Annotated in this window: 18 protein-coding genes; 9 read left to right on the top strand and 9 right to left on the bottom strand. The window is 62.6% G+C overall.

Annotated features, from left to right (window positions below):
• Positions 1-130: 130 nt before the first annotated feature.
• The 6 genes from C7I56_RS01220 to ctrA all read right to left on the bottom strand — a co-directional run bounded on the left by C7I56_RS01220 (position 131) and on the right by ctrA (position 4,727).
• A complete protein-coding gene (locus C7I56_RS01220) occupies positions 131-532 on the bottom strand; it encodes a cupin domain-containing protein (protein ID WP_106638734.1) in 402 nt (133 codons plus the stop codon).
• Positions 533-619: 87 nt separating this feature from the next.
• The gene (locus C7I56_RS01215) at positions 620-955 is read right to left on the bottom strand and encodes a DUF3140 domain-containing protein (RefSeq protein ID WP_106638733.1); all 336 of its coding nucleotides are present in this window, start codon (positions 953-955) and stop codon (positions 620-622) included.
• A gap of 16 nt (positions 956-971) precedes the next feature.
• Positions 972-1,595 carry a murein L,D-transpeptidase catalytic domain family protein gene (locus C7I56_RS01210; protein ID WP_106638732.1) on the bottom strand — a complete coding sequence of 208 codons (624 nt, stop codon included), beginning with the start codon at positions 1,593-1,595 and terminating at the stop codon, positions 972-974.
• 171 nt (positions 1,596-1,766) lie between these two features.
• Complete coding sequence (locus C7I56_RS01205; RefSeq protein ID WP_106638731.1) at positions 1,767-3,041, bottom strand: Xaa-Pro dipeptidase; 1,275 nt, start codon at positions 3,039-3,041, stop codon at positions 1,767-1,769.
• Positions 3,042-3,264: 223 nt separating this feature from the next.
• The gene (locus tag C7I56_RS01200) at positions 3,265-3,882 is read right to left on the bottom strand and encodes a DUF4142 domain-containing protein (RefSeq protein ID WP_158702948.1); all 618 of its coding nucleotides are present in this window, start codon (positions 3,880-3,882) and stop codon (positions 3,265-3,267) included.
• 134 nt (positions 3,883-4,016) lie between these two features.
• Entirely contained in the window at positions 4,017-4,727 is a 711-nt protein-coding gene (ctrA, locus tag C7I56_RS01195; protein WP_106639565.1) for a response regulator transcription factor CtrA, read from the bottom strand.
• Positions 4,728-5,036: 309 nt separating this feature from the next.
• On the opposite strand from ctrA, the gene C7I56_RS01190 reads away from it, so the two are divergent.
• From C7I56_RS01190 to C7I56_RS01180, 3 genes are read left to right on the top strand one after another with little or no spacing between them, the layout of a single operon-like run.
• Positions 5,037-5,693 carry an RluA family pseudouridine synthase gene (locus tag C7I56_RS01190; protein WP_425352356.1) on the top strand — a complete coding sequence of 219 codons (657 nt, stop codon included), beginning with the start codon at positions 5,037-5,039 and terminating at the stop codon, positions 5,691-5,693.
• Positions 5,680-6,093: an alternative ribosome rescue aminoacyl-tRNA hydrolase ArfB gene (gene arfB / locus C7I56_RS01185; RefSeq protein WP_106638728.1), complete on the top strand. Its 414-nt coding sequence runs from the start codon at positions 5,680-5,682 to the stop codon at positions 6,091-6,093. The genes C7I56_RS01190 and arfB overlap by 14 nt, the downstream gene beginning before the upstream one ends.
• A gap of 16 nt (positions 6,094-6,109) precedes the next feature.
• Positions 6,110-6,592 carry a GAF domain-containing protein gene (locus C7I56_RS01180; RefSeq protein ID WP_106638727.1) on the top strand — a complete coding sequence of 161 codons (483 nt, stop codon included), beginning with the start codon at positions 6,110-6,112 and terminating at the stop codon, positions 6,590-6,592.
• A gap of 75 nt (positions 6,593-6,667) precedes the next feature.
• Here the strand turns inward: C7I56_RS01180 and C7I56_RS01175 are convergent, their stop codons facing one another.
• Positions 6,668-7,117 (bottom strand): universal stress protein, encoded by a 450-nt coding sequence (locus C7I56_RS01175; RefSeq protein WP_106638726.1) that lies wholly within the window; start codon positions 7,115-7,117, stop codon positions 6,668-6,670.
• 128 nt (positions 7,118-7,245) lie between these two features.
• Here C7I56_RS01175 and C7I56_RS01170 point away from each other — a divergent pair, with 128 nt between their 5' ends.
• From C7I56_RS01170 to C7I56_RS01155, 4 genes are all read left to right on the top strand, one after another.
• Positions 7,246-8,559 (top strand): pyruvate dehydrogenase complex dihydrolipoamide acetyltransferase, encoded by a 1,314-nt coding sequence (locus C7I56_RS01170; RefSeq protein WP_106639564.1) that lies wholly within the window; start codon positions 7,246-7,248, stop codon positions 8,557-8,559.
• Positions 8,559-8,966: an acyl-CoA thioesterase gene (locus C7I56_RS01165; protein WP_106638725.1), complete on the top strand. Its 408-nt coding sequence runs from the start codon at positions 8,559-8,561 to the stop codon at positions 8,964-8,966. The genes C7I56_RS01170 and C7I56_RS01165 overlap by 1 nt, the downstream gene beginning before the upstream one ends.
• A 33-nt stretch (positions 8,967-8,999) precedes the next feature.
• A complete protein-coding gene (gene lpdA / locus C7I56_RS01160; protein ID WP_106638724.1) occupies positions 9,000-10,397 on the top strand; it encodes a dihydrolipoyl dehydrogenase in 1,398 nt (465 codons plus the stop codon).
• A 153-nt stretch (positions 10,398-10,550) separates the two neighbouring features.
• Entirely contained in the window at positions 10,551-11,300 is a 750-nt protein-coding gene (locus C7I56_RS01155) for a proteasome-type protease (RefSeq protein WP_106639563.1), read from the top strand.
• Positions 11,301-11,305: 5 nt separating this feature from the next.
• Here C7I56_RS01155 and C7I56_RS01150 read toward each other — a convergent pair whose 3' ends face one another.
• Positions 11,306-12,064, bottom strand: a complete 759-nt coding sequence (locus tag C7I56_RS01150; protein WP_106638723.1) for an arginyltransferase — start codon at positions 12,062-12,064, stop codon at positions 11,306-11,308.
• 219 nt (positions 12,065-12,283) lie between these two features.
• Positions 12,284-13,513 (bottom strand): threonine ammonia-lyase, encoded by a 1,230-nt coding sequence (locus tag C7I56_RS01145; RefSeq protein ID WP_106638722.1) that lies wholly within the window; start codon positions 13,511-13,513, stop codon positions 12,284-12,286.
• Positions 13,514-13,713: 200 nt separating this feature from the next.
• Between C7I56_RS01145 and C7I56_RS01140 the strand changes: the two genes are divergently transcribed.
• Both C7I56_RS01140 and C7I56_RS01135 read left to right on the top strand, forming a co-directional pair.
• Positions 13,714-14,583, top strand: coding sequence for an NAD(P)-dependent oxidoreductase (locus C7I56_RS01140; RefSeq protein ID WP_106638721.1), 870 nt, complete (start codon positions 13,714-13,716; stop codon positions 14,581-14,583).
• Positions 14,580-16,223 (top strand): amidohydrolase, encoded by a 1,644-nt coding sequence (locus C7I56_RS01135; RefSeq protein ID WP_106638720.1) that lies wholly within the window; start codon positions 14,580-14,582, stop codon positions 16,221-16,223. Before C7I56_RS01140 ends, C7I56_RS01135 begins: the two co-directional genes overlap by 4 nt.
• Positions 16,224-16,280: the final 57 nt, after the last annotated feature.

Genomic DNA, 16,280 nt, shown 5'->3' with positions numbered 1-16,280 from the left:
CTGTCCTGAGCGCCTGCCTTGGCAGGCAGTCGAAGGGGCCCGTATTGAAGTACTCCTGCGCGGAACCCTTCGATACGCGTCTTCGACTTCGCTCAGCCGCTACTCAGGGCGAACGGGTATGAAAATCCGACTATTCCGTCGTCTCGCCATCCCAATGATCATTGTCATGATCCCGCTCGGCCTGCTCCTTGTCCTTATGGACAGTGCCGTCGCGATGTTCGGGCGGGCCGTAAAGGGTGTAGAGCTTCAACGGCCCGTCGCCCGTATTCACGACATTGTGCTTGGCGCCCGCGGGCACGATGACGGCGAAATCATCCTCCACCTTGTTGGCCACGCCGTCGATGCGGATCTCGCCCGATCCTTCCTCGATCCGGAAAAACTGGTCGCGATCCTCATGCACTTCCTCGCCAATCTCTTCGCCGGGCTTCAGTGTCATGAGGACGAGCTGGAGATGCTTGCCCGTATAAAGAACGCGCCGGAAATCCTCATTCTCCAGCGTGACCTTTTCGATATCGTTGCAATAGCCCTTCATCGCTGATCTCCTTCTCACCGCTCAACCGCGGGAACGCCCAACCGTTCCTCTCCCAAATTTGGAACCGGGGCGGCGCGGTTCAAGGGATCATTTCAGCGGATCGTGTCCCCAGTTCATCAGGCTATACCGCCAGCGCGAGGTCACCACATTCTCCGGCTCCTGCGCCTTGTGGCGACGGATATAGCCGACAACCTTGCGCATATGGGCATAGTCCTCGTCGGTTAGATCGGCCTTGCTGGTCCCAAGGATTTTGATAATGCGCCGTCCAGAGGCGTGGCCCACGGATTCCGTCGCGCCTTCCTTCTTTTGCCCGACCTTGAGACTTTCGTCTGTCTCAAGCCACTCTTCGAGTTCCCCTGGGGCCATGTTCACCAGTTGGTGAAAGCTTTGATAGACTTCCCCTCGATCCGGTGTTTTCGCCATTATCGAGCAACCTTAGCTAAGCGAGCTTTTCAGCATAGATCAGACGGCCGGGGCCGAGACGAAGCAAGACATATTGAAGGTTCGTCAGCGACAGCACGAAACACCCTTCGCTCCGCCCGAGCTTCCCGGCCGTCTCTGCCAGCTGCGGATCGGCATACCAGGCGCTATGAACGACGATATTGCGCATTTCGGCGTTGCTGTTCGTATGGTCCAATCCCTTCAAACGCAGCGAACGGCCATATTTGCCATGATAGATATCGCTGGTCAGATAGGCACCCGCGGACGAGGCTTCTGAATTTACTTCATTGGAAAAATGTTCGAGCCATCCAGAATGTGCGGGGTCCGAACCACGGCCGTGACTAACGTGATATTCGCTCGCTACGCCTGACAGGATATCGACAATATAAAGACGTGGGGCACGCGACGCCTTTGAAAAATCAACGACGCCCATGATGTCGCGATTGGGGATGCGTCTGGTATCGAGCGCCGCCTTCGCTTTCTCCATTAAAAGGGGAGAAATGACCGGTTGAGTGGGGCGCGGTGCACTGAACACCCCTTGCGCCATTAAGCTTCCCGGCATGCAGCCTACCATTGCGGCTGCAGCTCCAGATCGGACCAAGTCTCGGCGCGTATAGATCATATTGCCCCCTATTGAAGGCTCATCATGCCCATGAACTCAACACGTTCCAATGATTGCGAGCTCGCTTCGTCGTAATAGAGAAGCGCGCCATCGCATTCTGCCAATGGCGTCGGCGTGTCAGCGCAATAATCAGCGCAATAAGGTGTGGCGAGCGGGGGACAAAGACCTGCCTTATCTGTCTTGGTTTACCCGCTCTCCGCCTTTGATGACGACGTCGACTTTCTCCAATAGGCTGACATCGGCCAAGGGATCTCCCTCGATTGCAATGATATCTCCATAGCGGCCGACCGCGATCGCGCCGACATCCTTCTCCCAGCCCAACGCCTGCGCGGCGTTGGAGGTTGCGGTGCGGATCGCCTGGATCGGCGACAGGCCGAAACGGACCATCACCGCGAACTGCCGGGCATTCAGGCCGTGCGGATAGATACCCCCGTCGGTCGAAAAGATCATCTTCGCTTCCGCCTTCGCGGCCTTGGCGAAATTCTCGCGCTGGATCGTGCCGACGCGGCGCTCCTTCTCAAGGTTTTCCGGGAGCACGCCGTTCGCCTCGCCTTCCGAGAGTGTATATTCGGTGTTGTACACGTCGAAGCCGAGCCAGGTGCCCTTTTCCTTGGCGAGGCGGATGCCTTCATCGTCGATGAAGCTCACATGCTCGATCGTGTCGATGCCCGCCCGGATCGCAGCCTTGATGCCGTCGGCGCCATGGGCGTGGGCGGCGGATTTCATGCCCAGCATATGCGCCTCGTCCGCCGCCATCTTCAGCTCTTCATAGGTCATCTGCTGCGCGCCGGGATCGGTGTTGCGTGAGAACACCCCACCGGTCGCGCACACTTTCAGCACCCGCGCGCCAAGCTTGCGAAGCTCGCGCACCTTGGCCCGCACCGCTTCGGGTCCATCGGCCACGCCGGGCGACGTCTTGGCGTCAGATGGGCGATTGGTATTCTCGTCGCAATGCCCGCCCGTGGCACCAAGCGCATAGGTCGCCGGAACGATGCGCGGGCCGGGCAGGAAGCCGTCGTCGATCGCCTGTTGAAGCGCCACGTCGGCATAATCATAGTCGCCCAGACTACGGACGGTCGTAAACCCAGCCTTCAGCGTCGCTTCCGCGTTCGGCACGGCCATCACCGTGTTAAAGCTGTCCGTATATTCGAGCGCGCGATAGCCCTGAACCAGCGGCGTGCCGCCGAGGTGAACGTGCATATCGATAAGGCCCGGGAGGATGGTCTTGCCCGGCAAGTCGATCCGCTCCGCCCCCTCCGGAATGAAGGGCCGCTGCGTCCCCGCGCTTACGACGGAAGCGATGCGCCCATCGGTGATCACGACCACCGGCTGCTCGACCATCTTGCCGCTGAGCACATCGACCATGCGGTCGGCGGTCACCACCACGGTTTTCGCCGAGGCGGTCGATGCCAGAAGAAGGGCGGCGGCGGTCAGTGCGATTTTCATGGAGGCTCCCCCGGATTGGTTGGGGGAGGAATGTCAGTCCGCGCCCGCGCCCGCAACTGAAAAGCCACCCCACCCAACCCTCCCCCTTGCCCCTAAGCCCTCCCCCTTGATGGGGGAGGGTTGGGTGGGGGTGATGCTTCCGGAAATACTCCGCCCTACGTCGCAGATCACCCCCACCCAGCCTCCCCCATCGAGGGGAGGGGAAGACTAAGGGACTGACCCTTTACCGCCCGACACTCCCCGCCAATTCCCGCGCGCGGGTCATATGCTTTTCCACCACCGGCGCTGTCTTGCTCGCATGATCCTTCAGCGCCGGAACATCGCCGCTCGCGCCATAGCCCTGCAGCATGCCAAGCGCCTTTTCATGCGCCTGGACCTGCTGCTGCATATAGACCCGGTCGAAATCGGCGCCGCTCGCCGTGGCGCGGAGTGCCTCCATATTCGCCGTCTGCTCGGCATTGAGCGCAGGCGTCACGGTGATGGCTGGCTCAGCACGTCCGGCTGCAGTCTTCAGGTCCGCCGTCGCCTTCTCATGCTCGGTGACGAGCATTTGGGCAAAGGCCTTCACGTCTGCATTTTGCGCCTTCTCCGCCGCAAGCTTCGAGCTTTCGATTTCATACATGTCGCTCGCCGCCGCCATCGCGGCATATTCCTGACCGTTGGCGGGCATGGTAGGCATTGTCGTGTTCATGCCCATGTCATTGGTCATGGCGGTGTCGTTCATCATCAGATTGTCCATGGCCATATCGTTTAGGGCCATATCATTGGTTGCCGGTTCGCTGCCGCCGCAAGCGGCCAGCGCCAGCGCAGCGGCCGTCGCCGTGAAAATCGTGCGTTTCATGCTTTCTCTCCTTCGACCTCTAAAGGGTCGCGGACGGAAACGAGGGGACGGCATGACGCGTTCCGATATCGCGGCTTCAGGCACAAAAAAGCCGGAGCCTAAAAGACCCCGGCTTACATAGATTAATCAAGATGTTAGGCCATTTCAGCCGCGACGGGCGTGCCCACTTCTTCCGGATCGCGCAGCACATAGCCGCGGCCCCACACCGTCTCGATATAATTTTCACCCGCGCAGGCCGAGGACAGCTTCTTGCGGAGCTTGCAAATGAAGACGTCGATGATCTTCAATTCCGGCTCGTCCATGCCGCCATAAAGGTGATTGAGGAACATTTCCTTGGTAAGCGTCGTGCCCTTGCGGAGCGAGAGGAGCTCCAGCATCGCATATTCCTTGCCGGTCAGATGCACGCGGCTGCCGTCCACTTCGACCGTTTTTGCGTCGAGATTGACGGCGAGCTTGCCGGTGCGGATCACCGACTGGCTGTGGCCCTTCGAACGGCGCACAATGGCATGGATGCGGGCGATGAGCTCGTCGCGGTGGAAGGGCTTGGTCACATAATCGTCGGCACCGAAGCCCAATGCACGGACCTTGCTGTCCATCTCGCCGATGCCCGAGAGGATCAAAACGGGAGTTCCGACCTTGGCCGCCCGCAATTTCTTCAGCACGTCATAGCCGTGCATGTCGGGCAGATTGAGGTCGAGGCAGATGATGTCGTAATCGTAGAGCTTGCCGAGGTCCAAGCCCTCTTCGCCCAGGTCGGTGGTATAAACGTTAAAGCCTTCGCCGTTCAGCATCAATTCGATGCTTTTGGCCATTGTCGGCTCATCTTCGATCAGCAGGACACGCATCCCATCGCCCCCGTTTTTCATTGCCCAAAACGCACCGGACGATGCGCGGTAATCTTCGTTAACCACGGGTTCAGTGAAGTTAAAAGGTTAATTTCCTCTAAAAGTTAACACCGGTTTCATGACGTTGCGCATAAGCCACAGCCATGGCAGGGCGGGCGGCATGTTCGTCCACAAACCGAAGGGGCCAGGCGGGTCCAATCAATGCATCTCCCAGCGTCACCCCGGCGAAAGCCGGGGTCTCCCGACGGAAGGGCGCCTTATCCGTCACAAGATTCCGGCTCCCGCCGGGATGACGGGCGGGTTGTGATCATGTGGGCCGAAAAAATCCTCTATATCGACGCGGAAGCGATCGTCCTCGACAAGCCCGCGGGCCTCGCCGTGACGCCGGGCAAGAAGGGCGGGGAGAGTCTCGAAGATTATCTCGATGCCCTCCGTTTCGGCTTCCAGCGCCTCCCTAGTCCCGTGCACCGGCTCGACAAGGATACGAGCGGCTGCCTCCTCCTTTCCCGCAACCCCAAGGCCCACAAGCGCTTTGGCCATGCTTTCGAAGCGCGGCGGGTGGAAAAGCAATATGTCGCGGTGCTGGACGGCATCCCCACTGCGACGGAGGGCACGATCGACCTCCCCCTCGCCAAAATCTCATCAGCGGAAAAAGGGTGGCGCATGATCCCCCGCGCGAATGGCCAATCCGCCCTCACCCATTGGCGCCTTCTCAAGGCGAAGGATGGCCGCGCGCTCGTCCTGTTCAAACCGGAGACCGGCCGTACCCACCAGCTTCGGGTGCATACAGCTGAGGGTCTAGGCCATCCCATCTCCGGCGATCCCATTTATGGCGCCGGAAAGGGTCCGATGCTGCTCCATGCCCTCTCGTTGAAGATTGAGCGGGACGGCAAACCGGCCATAGAGGCCAAGGCCCCGCTGCCGCCGACCTTCGTCCAGGCCGGCTTCACCGATGCCGACCTCTGACCCCTTTCCGATTCCGGAGGATGCGCTGGAGGAAAGCTTCATCGCTTCCTCCGGACCGGGCGGCCAGAATGTCAACAAGGTCGCGACCGCCGTTCAATTACGCTGTGACGTCTTCAAGCTCGGCCTCGCGCCCGACGTCTACCGGCGCCTCAAGGCGCTGGCGGGAAGCCGGATGACAAGCGGCGGCGAGATCGTCATCACCGCCCGCACGTGGCGTACGCAGGAGGGCAATCGCGAAGAGGCCCGCGCCCGTCTGGCGGAACTCATTGCCAAGGCCCATATCCGCCAGGCGAAACGGGTTAAGACGAAGCCCAGCCGCGCCGCCAAGGCCAAAAGGGTGGACGAGAAGAAGAAACGGAGCGGCGTCAAGCAGGGGCGCGGCAAGGTGAGAATGGATTAGCCGCGAAGGAGCAAGAATGTTCGAATTCAGGATCGAGGCTGCGGACAAGGCTGATTTCTACCGCCAGATCGCCGATGCGGCCGACGCGCTGACCCATGGCGAGCCCGATGCGATCGCCAACATGGCCAATGTCGCGGCTCTTCTTTGGGACGCGATGCCCAACCTCAATTGGGCGGGCTTCTACCGCAATGTGGACGGCACCCTCGTCCTCGGCCCCTTCCAGGGCAAGACCGCCTGCATTCGCATCCCTTTCGGCAAGGGCGTGTGCGGCGCGGCGGCGGAAAGCCGGGAAACGCAATTGGTGGAGGATGTCCACGCCTTCCCCGGCCATATCGCCTGCGACAGCGCATCGGCGTCCGAACTTGTCGTGCCGATCCTTCATGACGGCCAATTGATCGGCGTCCTCGACCTCGACAGTCCGAGCCCGGCGCGGTTCGATGCGGAGGATGCGAAGGGCTGCGAGGCGTTGATCGCGCGGATTGCGGATCGCCTCGCTTGAGTGTTCCTGCGAAAGCAGGAACCCAGCCACTCAACGTTTCATCTGGACTCCTGCTTTCGCAGAAGCGCAATCGCCTCAGCTAATCCGGTCCAGCGCCTCCTCACTGAGGCCACCCGGCACGATCATCAGCGGACAAGGCAAGGTTGCCGCGACGTTCGAAAAGTGAGCGACAAGCGGTCCCGGCCCGCCATCCGGCGAGGCGGCGAGGACCAGCGCGGCGACTTCCCGTTCGGCAAGCAATTCGCCGATCACCTTCACCGGATCGCCCTGGCGCGTAATGACGGACGGCTGGATGCCCGCTTCGTCGAGGATCGCGCCGGAGGCTTCCAGCACCTTCGCTTCAGCGCGGAGCCGCGCTTCTTCCTCCATCGCCGCCTGAACACCGCCCCATTGGACGAATTCGGGCGGATCGATGAGGGCGAGGATTGTCACCGCGCTTCCCGTCCGCGCGGCGCGGCGGGCGGCAAAGCGCAGGGCTACGCGCGATTCCGCGCTATCGTCGATCACCACCAGATATGTGCGCACCGCGCCTCTCCCTTATTTCCTGGAACGCTGCGCCAGATTGCCGGTTGACGCAAGCTTCACCCTTGACCCAATGCACCCACTTGCTGTTTGGACGGCGCACAGACGCGCCCAAGAGGAAAGTCCGGCTTATGCCCATCGAACTGAAGATGCCCGCTTTGTCTCCCACCATGGAGGAAGGCACCCTCGCCAAATGGCTGGTGAAGGAAGGGGACGTTGTGAAGTCCGGCGATCTCCTTGCCGAGATCGAGACGGATAAGGCGACGATGGAGTTCGAAGCGGTCGATGAAGGCACGATCGCGAAGCTGCTCGTTCCGGAGGGCACGGACGGCGTGAAGGTCGGCACCGTGATCGCGATGATTGCTGAGGAAGGCGAGGACGCCGGTGCAGCGGCTTCGGCGCAGCCCAGGGCGGTCGCGACGGATGCGGGCGAAACTGGCGCCGGACAGCCGGCCAAGGCTCCGACCCCGGAACCGCAGGAAAAGGGCTATGGAGCTTCTCCCACCCAGGACGCGCCGCTCGTCAAAGCGCAGCCGCAGGCCAGCGCTGGCGGCGATCGCGTGAAGGCGAGCCCGCTCGCCCGCCGCATCGCCGAACAAAAGGGCATCGACCTTTCTGGCATCACCGGTTCCGGCCCGAACGGTCGGATCGTGAAGGCGGACATCGAAAATGCGGGCGGCCTCGCCCCGCGCGCCGCCGCTCCGGGCCAGGCGCCCTCCGCCGCGCCGCAAGCCGCAGTGCCGGTCGCTGGCGACATTCCCGGCGAAACGATCAAGCTTTCCAACATGCGCAAGACGATCGCGCGCCGCCTCACCGAATCGAAGCAGACGGTGCCGCATTTCTACCTCACGGTGGACTGCAACCTCGACGCGCTCCTCAAGCTGCGCGGCGACCTCAACAAGGGCCTTGAGGCACGCGGCATCAAGCTTTCCGTCAACGACCTGCTCATCAAGGCGCTGGGCGTCGCACTCACCGACGTGCCGAATGCGAACGTGGCCTTCGCGGGCGACAATCTGCTGAAATATAGCCGCGCCGATATTTCGATGGCCGTGGCGATCGAGGGCGGGCTCATCACGCCGGTTATCACCGATGTGGCGAACAAGCCGCTGTCGAAAATCGCGCAGGAAGCCAAGGATCTCGCGCTGCGCGCCCGCGACGGCAAGCTTGCACCCCACGAATATCAGGGCGGCACCGCGTCCATCTCCAATCTCGGCATGTACGGCATCAAGCAGTTCGATGCCGTCATCAACCCGCCCCAGGCCATGATCATGGCGGTCGGCGCGGGCGAGAAGCGTCCTTACGTCGTCAATGACAGCCTGCAGATCGCCACGGTGATGACCGCGACCGGCAGCTTCGACCACCGCGCCATCGACGGTGCCGTTGGTGCCGAACTGATGGCCGCGTTCAAGCGCCTCGTCGAAGCGCCGCTCGGAATGCTCGCCTGATGGGGTCCGACGACGAAGTCATGCCGGACGGCGCGCCTGCCATTCGGGTGACAGCCATGCCCGCCGACACCAATCCTTATGGGGACGTGTTCGGGGGCTGGCTGATGAGCCAGATGGATTTGGCCGCAGGCTCCGTCGCGTCACGCCATTCGGGTGGCCGCGCCGTCACTATCGCCGTCGATGGCATGACCTTTCACCGGCCCGTTCTGGTGGGCGACGAAGTGTCGGTCTACGCAAAACTCGTCTCGGTCGGCCGCACGTCGATGAAGGTCGATGTCGAAGCCTGGCGCCGCGCCCGCAACAATGACGACACCTGCCGCGTCACCCGCGCGACCTTCACCTTCGTGGCGGTCGGCGAGGACCGGCAACCCCGGCGTGTCCCGGGGCTGATGGACAATCAAGGCTGAGGCGCGCCGTCTTCGCGCCCGATGGAGCAATCAATGGCTGAAACCTACGACCTTATCGTTCTCGGCTCCGGCCCCGGCGGCTATGTGGCCGCGATCCGCGCGAGCCAGCTCGGGCTCAAGACCGCCATCGTGGAGCGCGAGCTTCTGGGCGGCATCTGCCTCAATTGGGGCTGTATCCCGACCAAGGCGCTGCTGCGCTCGGCTGAAATCTTCCATTATATGAGCCATGCCAAGGATTATGGCCTCGCCGCCGAGAAGATCAGTGCGGATCTCGACGCGGTGGTGAAGCGCTCGCGCGGGGTCGCGAGCCAGCTCAACAAGGGCGTCACCGGCCTCATGAAGAAGAACAAGGTCTCCGTGCACATGGGCACCGGCAAGCTGACCGGTAAGGGCAAGCTGACGGTGACGGCGCAGGACGGCAAGACGACCGAGCTTACCGCCAAGAATATCATCGTCGCGACCGGCGCCCGCGCCCGCGACCTGCCCTTCGCCAAGGCGGACGGCAACCGCGTCTGGACCTACCGCCACGCAATGACGCCGAAGGAGATGCCGTCCAAGCTGCTCGTCATCGGCTCGGGCGCTATCGGCATCGAATTTGCGAGCTTCTATAACGACATGGGGTCAGACGTGACGGTCGTCGAAATGCTCGACCGCATCGTGCCGGTCGAAGACAAGGACATCTCCGCCCATCTCGAAAAGGCGCTGAAGAAGCAGGGTATGACGATCATGACCGGCGCCGGCGTCGAGAAGCTGGATGTTGGCGCCAATGGCGTAAAGGCCGCGATCAAGGGCAAGGACGGCAAGATCGTGGAGAGCGATTTCAGCCACGTCATCGTCGCCATCGGCATCGTGCCCAACACCGAGAATATCGGCCTTGAAACGTTGGGCGTCAAAATGGAGCGCGGCCATATCGTGACCGATGGCGCTTGCAAGACCAATGTCGAGGGCCTCTACGCGATCGGCGATGTCACTGCGCCGCCCTGGCTCGCCCACAAGGCCAGCCACGAAGGTGTGATCGCGGCCGAGGCGATTGCGGGCAAGCATCCGCATGCCATGGATCCGAAGAACATTCCGGGCTGCACCTATTGCCACCCGCAAATCGCCAGCGTCGGCCTGACCGAAGAGAAGGCCAAGGAGGCTGGTTATGAGGTGAAGGTCGGCAACTTCCCTTTCATCGGCAATGGCAAGGCGATCGCGCTCGGGGAGCCGGAAGGCTTCATCAAGACCGTGTTCGACGCCAAGACCGGCGAGCTCCTCGGCGCCCACATGATCGGCGCGGAAGTGACCGAGCTGATCCAGGGCTATACGATCGGCAAGGCGGGCGAGCTCACCGAAGCGGAGCTGATGAACACCGTCTTCCCGCACCCGACGCTTTCCGAGATGATGCACGAAAGCGTTCTTTCCGCTTACGGCAGAGTGCTGCACATGTGATCCCTCCGTCATTGCGAGACGCGAAGCGACGAAGCAATCCATCTTGCGGCCAGTTCCGGTGCCATTGGATTGCTTCGCTTCGCTCGCAATGACGACAAGGTAGCGGGAACAGGATCGCCGCCCTCGCTTTTTCCCAATCGGGAGAAAGCCGCGATGACCTATTGCCTTGGAATGCTGCTCGACGCCGGGCTGGTGATGATGGCCGACACGCGCACCAATGCGGGCGTCGACAATTTTTCCTGCTACCGGAAGCTCCACACGCTCGCGGAAGCGCCGGACCGGCAGATCTTCGCATGCACGTCGGGCAGCCTGTCCGTCACGCAATCCGTCATCGGCCTGCTCAATGAGGGCCTGCCAAGTCATGACGGGACGGACGGCATCCGTCACCTCGACTCCGTGCCGACAATGTTCCGCGCCGCACATCTGGTCGGCGAAGCCGTGCAAGTCGTGCGCAATGCGATGGACCCCGCTTTGGCGCCGCATGACATCAGCACCAGCGTTTCACTACTCCTTGGCGGCCGGGTGGGTACGGAAGCGCCGCGCCTCTTCCTCATCTACTCGGCGGGCAATTTCATCGAATGCCAGCCGGAATCGCCCTTTTTCCAGATCGGCGAAACGAAATATGGCCGACCGATTCTCGACCGCGGCCTCAACTGCATGACGCCCCTGCCGCTTGCGGTGAAGCTCGCCTTTCTGTCCTTCGATTCCACCATGCGCTCGAATTTAGGCGTTGCCCGGCCGATCGATCTCATGGTGATGCCGAAGGACAATCGCCAGCCGGTTCTCACCCGCCGCATCCAGCCCGACGACACCTATTTCAACGAACTGTCGCTTGAATGGGCAAAGGCGTTGGCAAAGGCCGCGCTGACGATTCCCAATCCGCCCTTCCTGCCAGAAGGGTGAGCCCCTCAGCCTAGCGGCAATTCCCGCTGGTCGGGCTCGAACCGGCGCCAGCCGTCCGAACCGAGCCGCTCCAGCGGCTTGAACTTTGCCTTATAGGCCATGCGCCGCGCTTCGGAGACCCAATAGCCGAGATAAACGTAGGGCAGCTTTGCACGCCCCGCCCGCATAATGTGGTCGAGGATGATATAGGTGCCAAGGCCCGGCCGCGCGGGATCGTCCGTTTCGAAGAAGCTGTAGATCATCGACAGCCCGTCGCCCTGCTGGTCGGTGAGGCAGGCGCCAACCAGCTTGCCCGGCCGGTCGCCGTCCGAAGGCTCGCGATATTCGACGAGGAAGGTCTTGACCGGGCTTTGCTCCACCATGTCGGCAAAGTCGCTTTCGTCCATGCCGACCATGCCGCCCGCCGGATGCCGCGCCTTCAAATAGCGGCCGAGCAATTCATATTGCTCTTCGGTCGTCCACGGCTTGCAAGCGGTGACGTCGAGGTCGGCATGGCGGCGGATGAGCTTGCGCTGCGTCGCATTGGGCGTGAATTCTTCCGCGACGACGCGCACCGATACGCAGGCCGAACAGTCGATGCAGGAGGGGCGATAGGCGACACCCTGGCTGCGGCGAAAGCCGATCCGGCCGAGCGCGTCGTTCAACTCCGTCGCGTGCGGACCGCTCAGTTCCGTGAACACCTTGCGCTCCGTCTTCCCCGGCAGATAGGGGCACGGCGCGGGCGTCGTGACGAAGAAGCGGGGGAAACGAAACGGGGCGCTCACGGCGACTCCAACCTGCCTTTGCTATTTCAATGAACAACTATGCGCCCGTCGGGCTCCCAAGAAAAGAGCAGCTTGGTCCAGACGTACCGCAGCGGCACAATAAGCCTTTGTTTTCAAAGTCACTCGTCATTGCGAGGAGCAAAGCGACGAAGCAATCCACTTCGCGGCCATCTTGGGCGCCGCTGGATTGCCTCGCTTCGCTCGCAATGACGATGTAGGCTAATGGATATCGACAGGATGCACGTTGAAGCCGGCATCCTTTAAAGCCTCGCCCAGTTTCGCCATCTGCGCCGCGTCGCGCGCTTCGCATTCGATGTCGATGAACGTGTCCTTGGCCGGCAGCGGCGTGAAGATGCGCTGGTGATAGACTTCGACGATATTGATCTGATGCTGTTCAAAGATGCGGATGACGGAGAACAGCGCGCCGGGCCGATCCTGTAGCTCGATACGCAGGCGCGCGAGGCGCCCCTGCCGGGCAAGGTCGCGCAGCAGCACCGTGGCGAGCAAACGCGGGTCGATATTGCCGCCGGACAGGATGAGGCCCACCGTCTTCCCCGCAAAGCGCTCCTCATGGGTGAGCAGCGCCGCTAGGCCCGTGGCGCCCGCCCCTTCCGCCACGGTCTTCTCGATCTGGACGAGCAAGCTCACCGCCGTCTCGATGTCGCGTTCGGGAACGATCAGCATGTCATCCACCACTTCGCGGATGATTGTGGAAGTGAGCGCGCCCGGCTTCTTGACCGCGATGCCTTCCGCGATCGTGTCCCCGCCCGATGGCAATTCCTCGTTTCTCATCGACGCATACATGGACGGGTAAAGCTCGGCCTGAACACCGACCACTTCGATATCCGGCCGCATCGTTTTGGCCACGACGCCCATACCTGCAATCAGGCCGCCGCCGCCAACCTGCACCACGAGCGTGTCGATGTCCGGCGCGTCGGTCAGCATTTCAAGTGCCACCGTCCCCTGCCCCGCAATGATCGCCGGATCGTCGAAGGGATGGACGAAGGTCAGGCCGCGTTCTTCGGCAAGCTGCAGCGCATGCGCATAAGCCTCATCGAACAACTCGCCATGCAGCACCACGGTGGCACCATGCCCTTCGGTCTGCATGACCTTCACCGTCGGCGTCGACTTCGGCATAACGATGGTCGCCGGAATGCCGAGCCTTTTGGCGTGATAGGCCAGGCCCTGCGCATGATTGCCGGCCGATGCCGCAATGACACCCTGCGTTTCGCCCATCGTCAGCAGCTTGTTGAGGGCACCGCGCTCCTTATAGGCGGCGGTGAATTGCAGGTTCTCGAACTTCACATAGACGGTCGCGCCCGTCACCTCGGACAGCGTTTTCGATAGCAAGGTCGGCGTGCGCACCACAGCGCCCGCAATGCGCTCCGCAGCCGCCTCGACATCGGCGATAGAAACGGGGAAGTCCTGACGGTTCACGAAGCTGGCCATGGCGCGAAGCTGTAGGCGGGAAGAGCGAGGCCGTCCATCCTGCCGCATCGTCACCCCCTCCAACCGTCACCCTGAACTTGTTTCAGGGTCCATCCTTCCGGCCGCACGTCACTCGCCGCCATGGATGCTGGATCAAGTTCAGCATGACGACCGGAATGGCATCTAGCACTGCGCCCAAACCTCCCCTATCGAAGCCAATCATGGCACGGATCGCATATCTTGGGCTGGGCGTGATGGGCGCCCCGATGGCGCGGCATCTCATCGCCGCCGGGCATCATGTCACCGTCTACAACCGCACCGCCGAAAAGGCGCGGGCGTGGGTCGCCGAACATGGCGGAAGCCATGCGCCGACCCCGGCCGCTGCGGCGGGCAATGCGGATGTCGTCATTTCCTGTGTCGGCGCGGACAAGGATCTGGAGGAAGTGACGCTGGGGGCGGACGGCGCCTTCCGCAACATGCGGCCCGGCACGCTCTTCATCGATCACACCACCGTGTCCGCCCGCATCGCCCGCCATCTTGCGGAGGAAGGGCGCGCACGCGACATCCTGTGCCTCGACGCACCCGTTTCGGGCGGCCAGGCCGGGGCGGAAAATGGCCAGCTCGCCATCATGTGCGGCGGCACCGAAATCGCCTTCGCCTCGGCCGAACCCATCATGCGCGCTTATGGCGCCCGCATCGTCCATATCGGCCCGGACGGCCACGGCCAGCTAACCAAGATGGCCAATCAGATCGCCATCGCCAACGCCGTTCAGGGCGTCGCCGAATCCCTACATTTCGCGACCGAAGCGGGGCTCGATACCGACAAGGTGCTCGACGCCATTTCCGGCGGCTCCGCGCAAAGCTGGCAGATGGTCAATCGCTGGAAGACGATGAGCGAAGGTTCGTTCGACTTCGGCTTCGCCGTCGAATGGATGCGCAAGGATCTGGGTCTCACGCTCGACGAGGCGCGGCGCAACGGCGCGAAGCTCCCCGTGACTGCGCTTCTCGACCAATTTTACGCGGATATCGTCGCCATGGGCGGCAGCCGTCAGGACACGTCATCGCTCATCAGAAGGCTCACCGGCAAATGAAGAAATGGATTGCGGGCTTCGCCGCCCTCGCTGTGGCGCAGGGCGCGGCTGCCGACGTGTTGGTCGACAATGTAAACGGCTATACGCTCAACCAGAAGGGCGAACTCGTCCGCTTCACCGGCATCGTCGTCGATGACGAGGGCAAGGTCGAGAAGCTGCTCGACAAGAAGGACAAGCGCCCGCGCACCGATTTCCTGACGGACGGCAAGGGCCGCGTTGTCATTCCGGGGCTGATCGACGGCCACGGCCATCTGATGGGCCTGGGTCATCTCGTCCTATCCCTCGACCTCAGCGACACGAAATCCCTGGCCGAAGCGCAGGCGAAGATCGCGGCCTTTGCCGCCGCCAACCCCTCCCCGCGCTGGATCGTCGGCCATGGCTGGAACCAGGAGACGTGGGGCCTCGGTCGCTTCCCGACCGCCGCCGAGATCGACGCCGTCGTCGCGAACCGTCCGGTCTGGCTTCGCCGCGTCGATGGCCATGCCGGTTGGGCCAACACGCTCGCCATGAAGGAAGCGGGCATCACCGCGCAAACCAAGTCGCCCGCCGATGGCCGGATCGAAATGGCGGGCAAGCAGCCCGTCGGCGTTTTCATCGATGGCGCCATGCCGCTCGTCGAGCGCGTCGTCCCGCCGCCGCTTCCGCGCGTCAACGACAATGCGCTGCTGAAAGCGCAGGAGGTCATGCTCTCCCTCGGCCTCACCAGCGTCGCCGACATGGGCACGAGCGCCGAGGACTGGCTGACCATCCGCCGCGCGGCGGACCGGGGCGCACTCGACGTACGCGTCCTCTCCTATAGCGCGGGCATCGAACCCCTGATCGCGGTTGCGGGCACCGGCCCGACGCCCTGGCTCTACAACAACAAGCTCCGCATGGTCGGCGTAAAGCTCTACAGCGACGGCGCGCTGGGTTCGCGCGGCGCATGGCTCAAGCACGATTATCGCGACGCGCCGGGCCAGAAGGGCCTGGGCTTCCTCAACGACGCTCAGCTCAAGAATCTGATGAGCCGCGCCGCGATGGACGGCTTCCAGGTTGCGGTCCACGCGATTGGCGACGCGGCCAACGCCCAGCTTCTCTCCGCGATCGAAGAGCTTTCGGAAACCTATAAGGGCGACCGTCGCTGGCGCATCGAACATGCGCAGATCGTCGATCCCGCCGACCTCACCCGCTTCGCGCGCAACGGCGTGATCGCCTCCATGCAACCTGTCCATGAAACGTCGGATTGGAAGATGGCCGAAGCGCGCATGGGCCTCGATCGTCTGGGCGGCGCTTATGCCTGGCGCTCCATGCTCGACAACAAGGTGCCACTCGCCTTCGGATCCGATTTTCCGGTGGAATCGCCCAACCCGTTCGCGGGCCTTGCCGCAGCGGTCAGCCGTGAAGACGCGACCGGCAACCCGCCGGGCGGCTGGCTTCCGCAGCAAAAGATCAGCATGATCGAAGCGTTCAACGCTTTCACCCGCGGCGCGGCCCATGCGAGCTTCGCCGAAGACCGCCTCGGCACGCTGGAGCCGGGGCGCATGGCCGACTTCCTCTTCATCGACCGCAACCTGTTCGGGGAGATCACCCCCGCCCAAATCCGCGATACCAAGGTTCTCGAAACCTGGGTCGCGGGGAAAAAGGTCTGGGAGCGGAAGTAATCCGGATCGTCATTGCGAGGAAACTGCGACGAGGCAATCCATTTGGCGGCTCGATAC

Source organism: Allosphingosinicella vermicomposti (assembly GCF_003012815.1).
In the GTDB taxonomy this organism is placed as follows: domain Bacteria; phylum Pseudomonadota; class Alphaproteobacteria; order Sphingomonadales; family Sphingomonadaceae; genus Allosphingosinicella; species Allosphingosinicella vermicomposti.
Note: the sequence above shows the minus strand (reverse complement) of the source record. Positions and strands in the feature narration are given on the sequence as shown.

Bases quoted from the DNA above. Each gene is read 5' to 3' on its own strand.
- C7I56_RS01135 (WP_106638720.1), top strand. From the start codon at position 14,580: ATGAAGAAATGGATTGCGGGCTTCGCCGCCCTCGCTGTGGCGCAGGGC.
- arfB (WP_106638728.1), top strand. From the start codon at position 5,680: ATGCCGACCTCTGACCCCTTTCCGATTCCGGAGGATGCGCTGGAGGAA.
- C7I56_RS01190 (WP_425352356.1), top strand. From the start codon at position 5,037: ATGTGGGCCGAAAAAATCCTCTATATCGACGCGGAAGCGATCGTCCTC.
- C7I56_RS01165 (WP_106638725.1), top strand. From the start codon at position 8,559: ATGGGGTCCGACGACGAAGTCATGCCGGACGGCGCGCCTGCCATTCGG.
- C7I56_RS01205 (WP_106638731.1), bottom strand. From the start codon at position 3,041: ATGAAAATCGCACTGACCGCCGCCGCCCTTCTTCTGGCATCGACCGCC.
- C7I56_RS01140 (WP_106638721.1), top strand. From the start codon at position 13,714: ATGGCACGGATCGCATATCTTGGGCTGGGCGTGATGGGCGCCCCGATG.
- C7I56_RS01180 (WP_106638727.1), top strand. From the start codon at position 6,110: ATGTTCGAATTCAGGATCGAGGCTGCGGACAAGGCTGATTTCTACCGC.
- C7I56_RS01200 (WP_158702948.1), bottom strand. From the start codon at position 3,882: ATGAAACGCACGATTTTCACGGCGACGGCCGCTGCGCTGGCGCTGGCC.
- C7I56_RS01215 (WP_106638733.1), bottom strand. From the start codon at position 955: ATGGCGAAAACACCGGATCGAGGGGAAGTCTATCAAAGCTTTCACCAA.
- C7I56_RS01210 (WP_106638732.1), bottom strand. From the start codon at position 1,595: ATGATCTATACGCGCCGAGACTTGGTCCGATCTGGAGCTGCAGCCGCA.
- C7I56_RS01155 (WP_106639563.1), top strand. From the start codon at position 10,551: ATGACCTATTGCCTTGGAATGCTGCTCGACGCCGGGCTGGTGATGATG.
- C7I56_RS01170 (WP_106639564.1), top strand. From the start codon at position 7,246: ATGCCCATCGAACTGAAGATGCCCGCTTTGTCTCCCACCATGGAGGAA.
- C7I56_RS01145 (WP_106638722.1), bottom strand. From the start codon at position 13,513: ATGGCCAGCTTCGTGAACCGTCAGGACTTCCCCGTTTCTATCGCCGAT.
- lpdA (WP_106638724.1), top strand. From the start codon at position 9,000: ATGGCTGAAACCTACGACCTTATCGTTCTCGGCTCCGGCCCCGGCGGC.
- ctrA (WP_106639565.1), bottom strand. From the start codon at position 4,727: ATGCGTGTCCTGCTGATCGAAGATGAGCCGACAATGGCCAAAAGCATC.
- C7I56_RS01220 (WP_106638734.1), bottom strand. From the start codon at position 532: ATGAAGGGCTATTGCAACGATATCGAAAAGGTCACGCTGGAGAATGAG.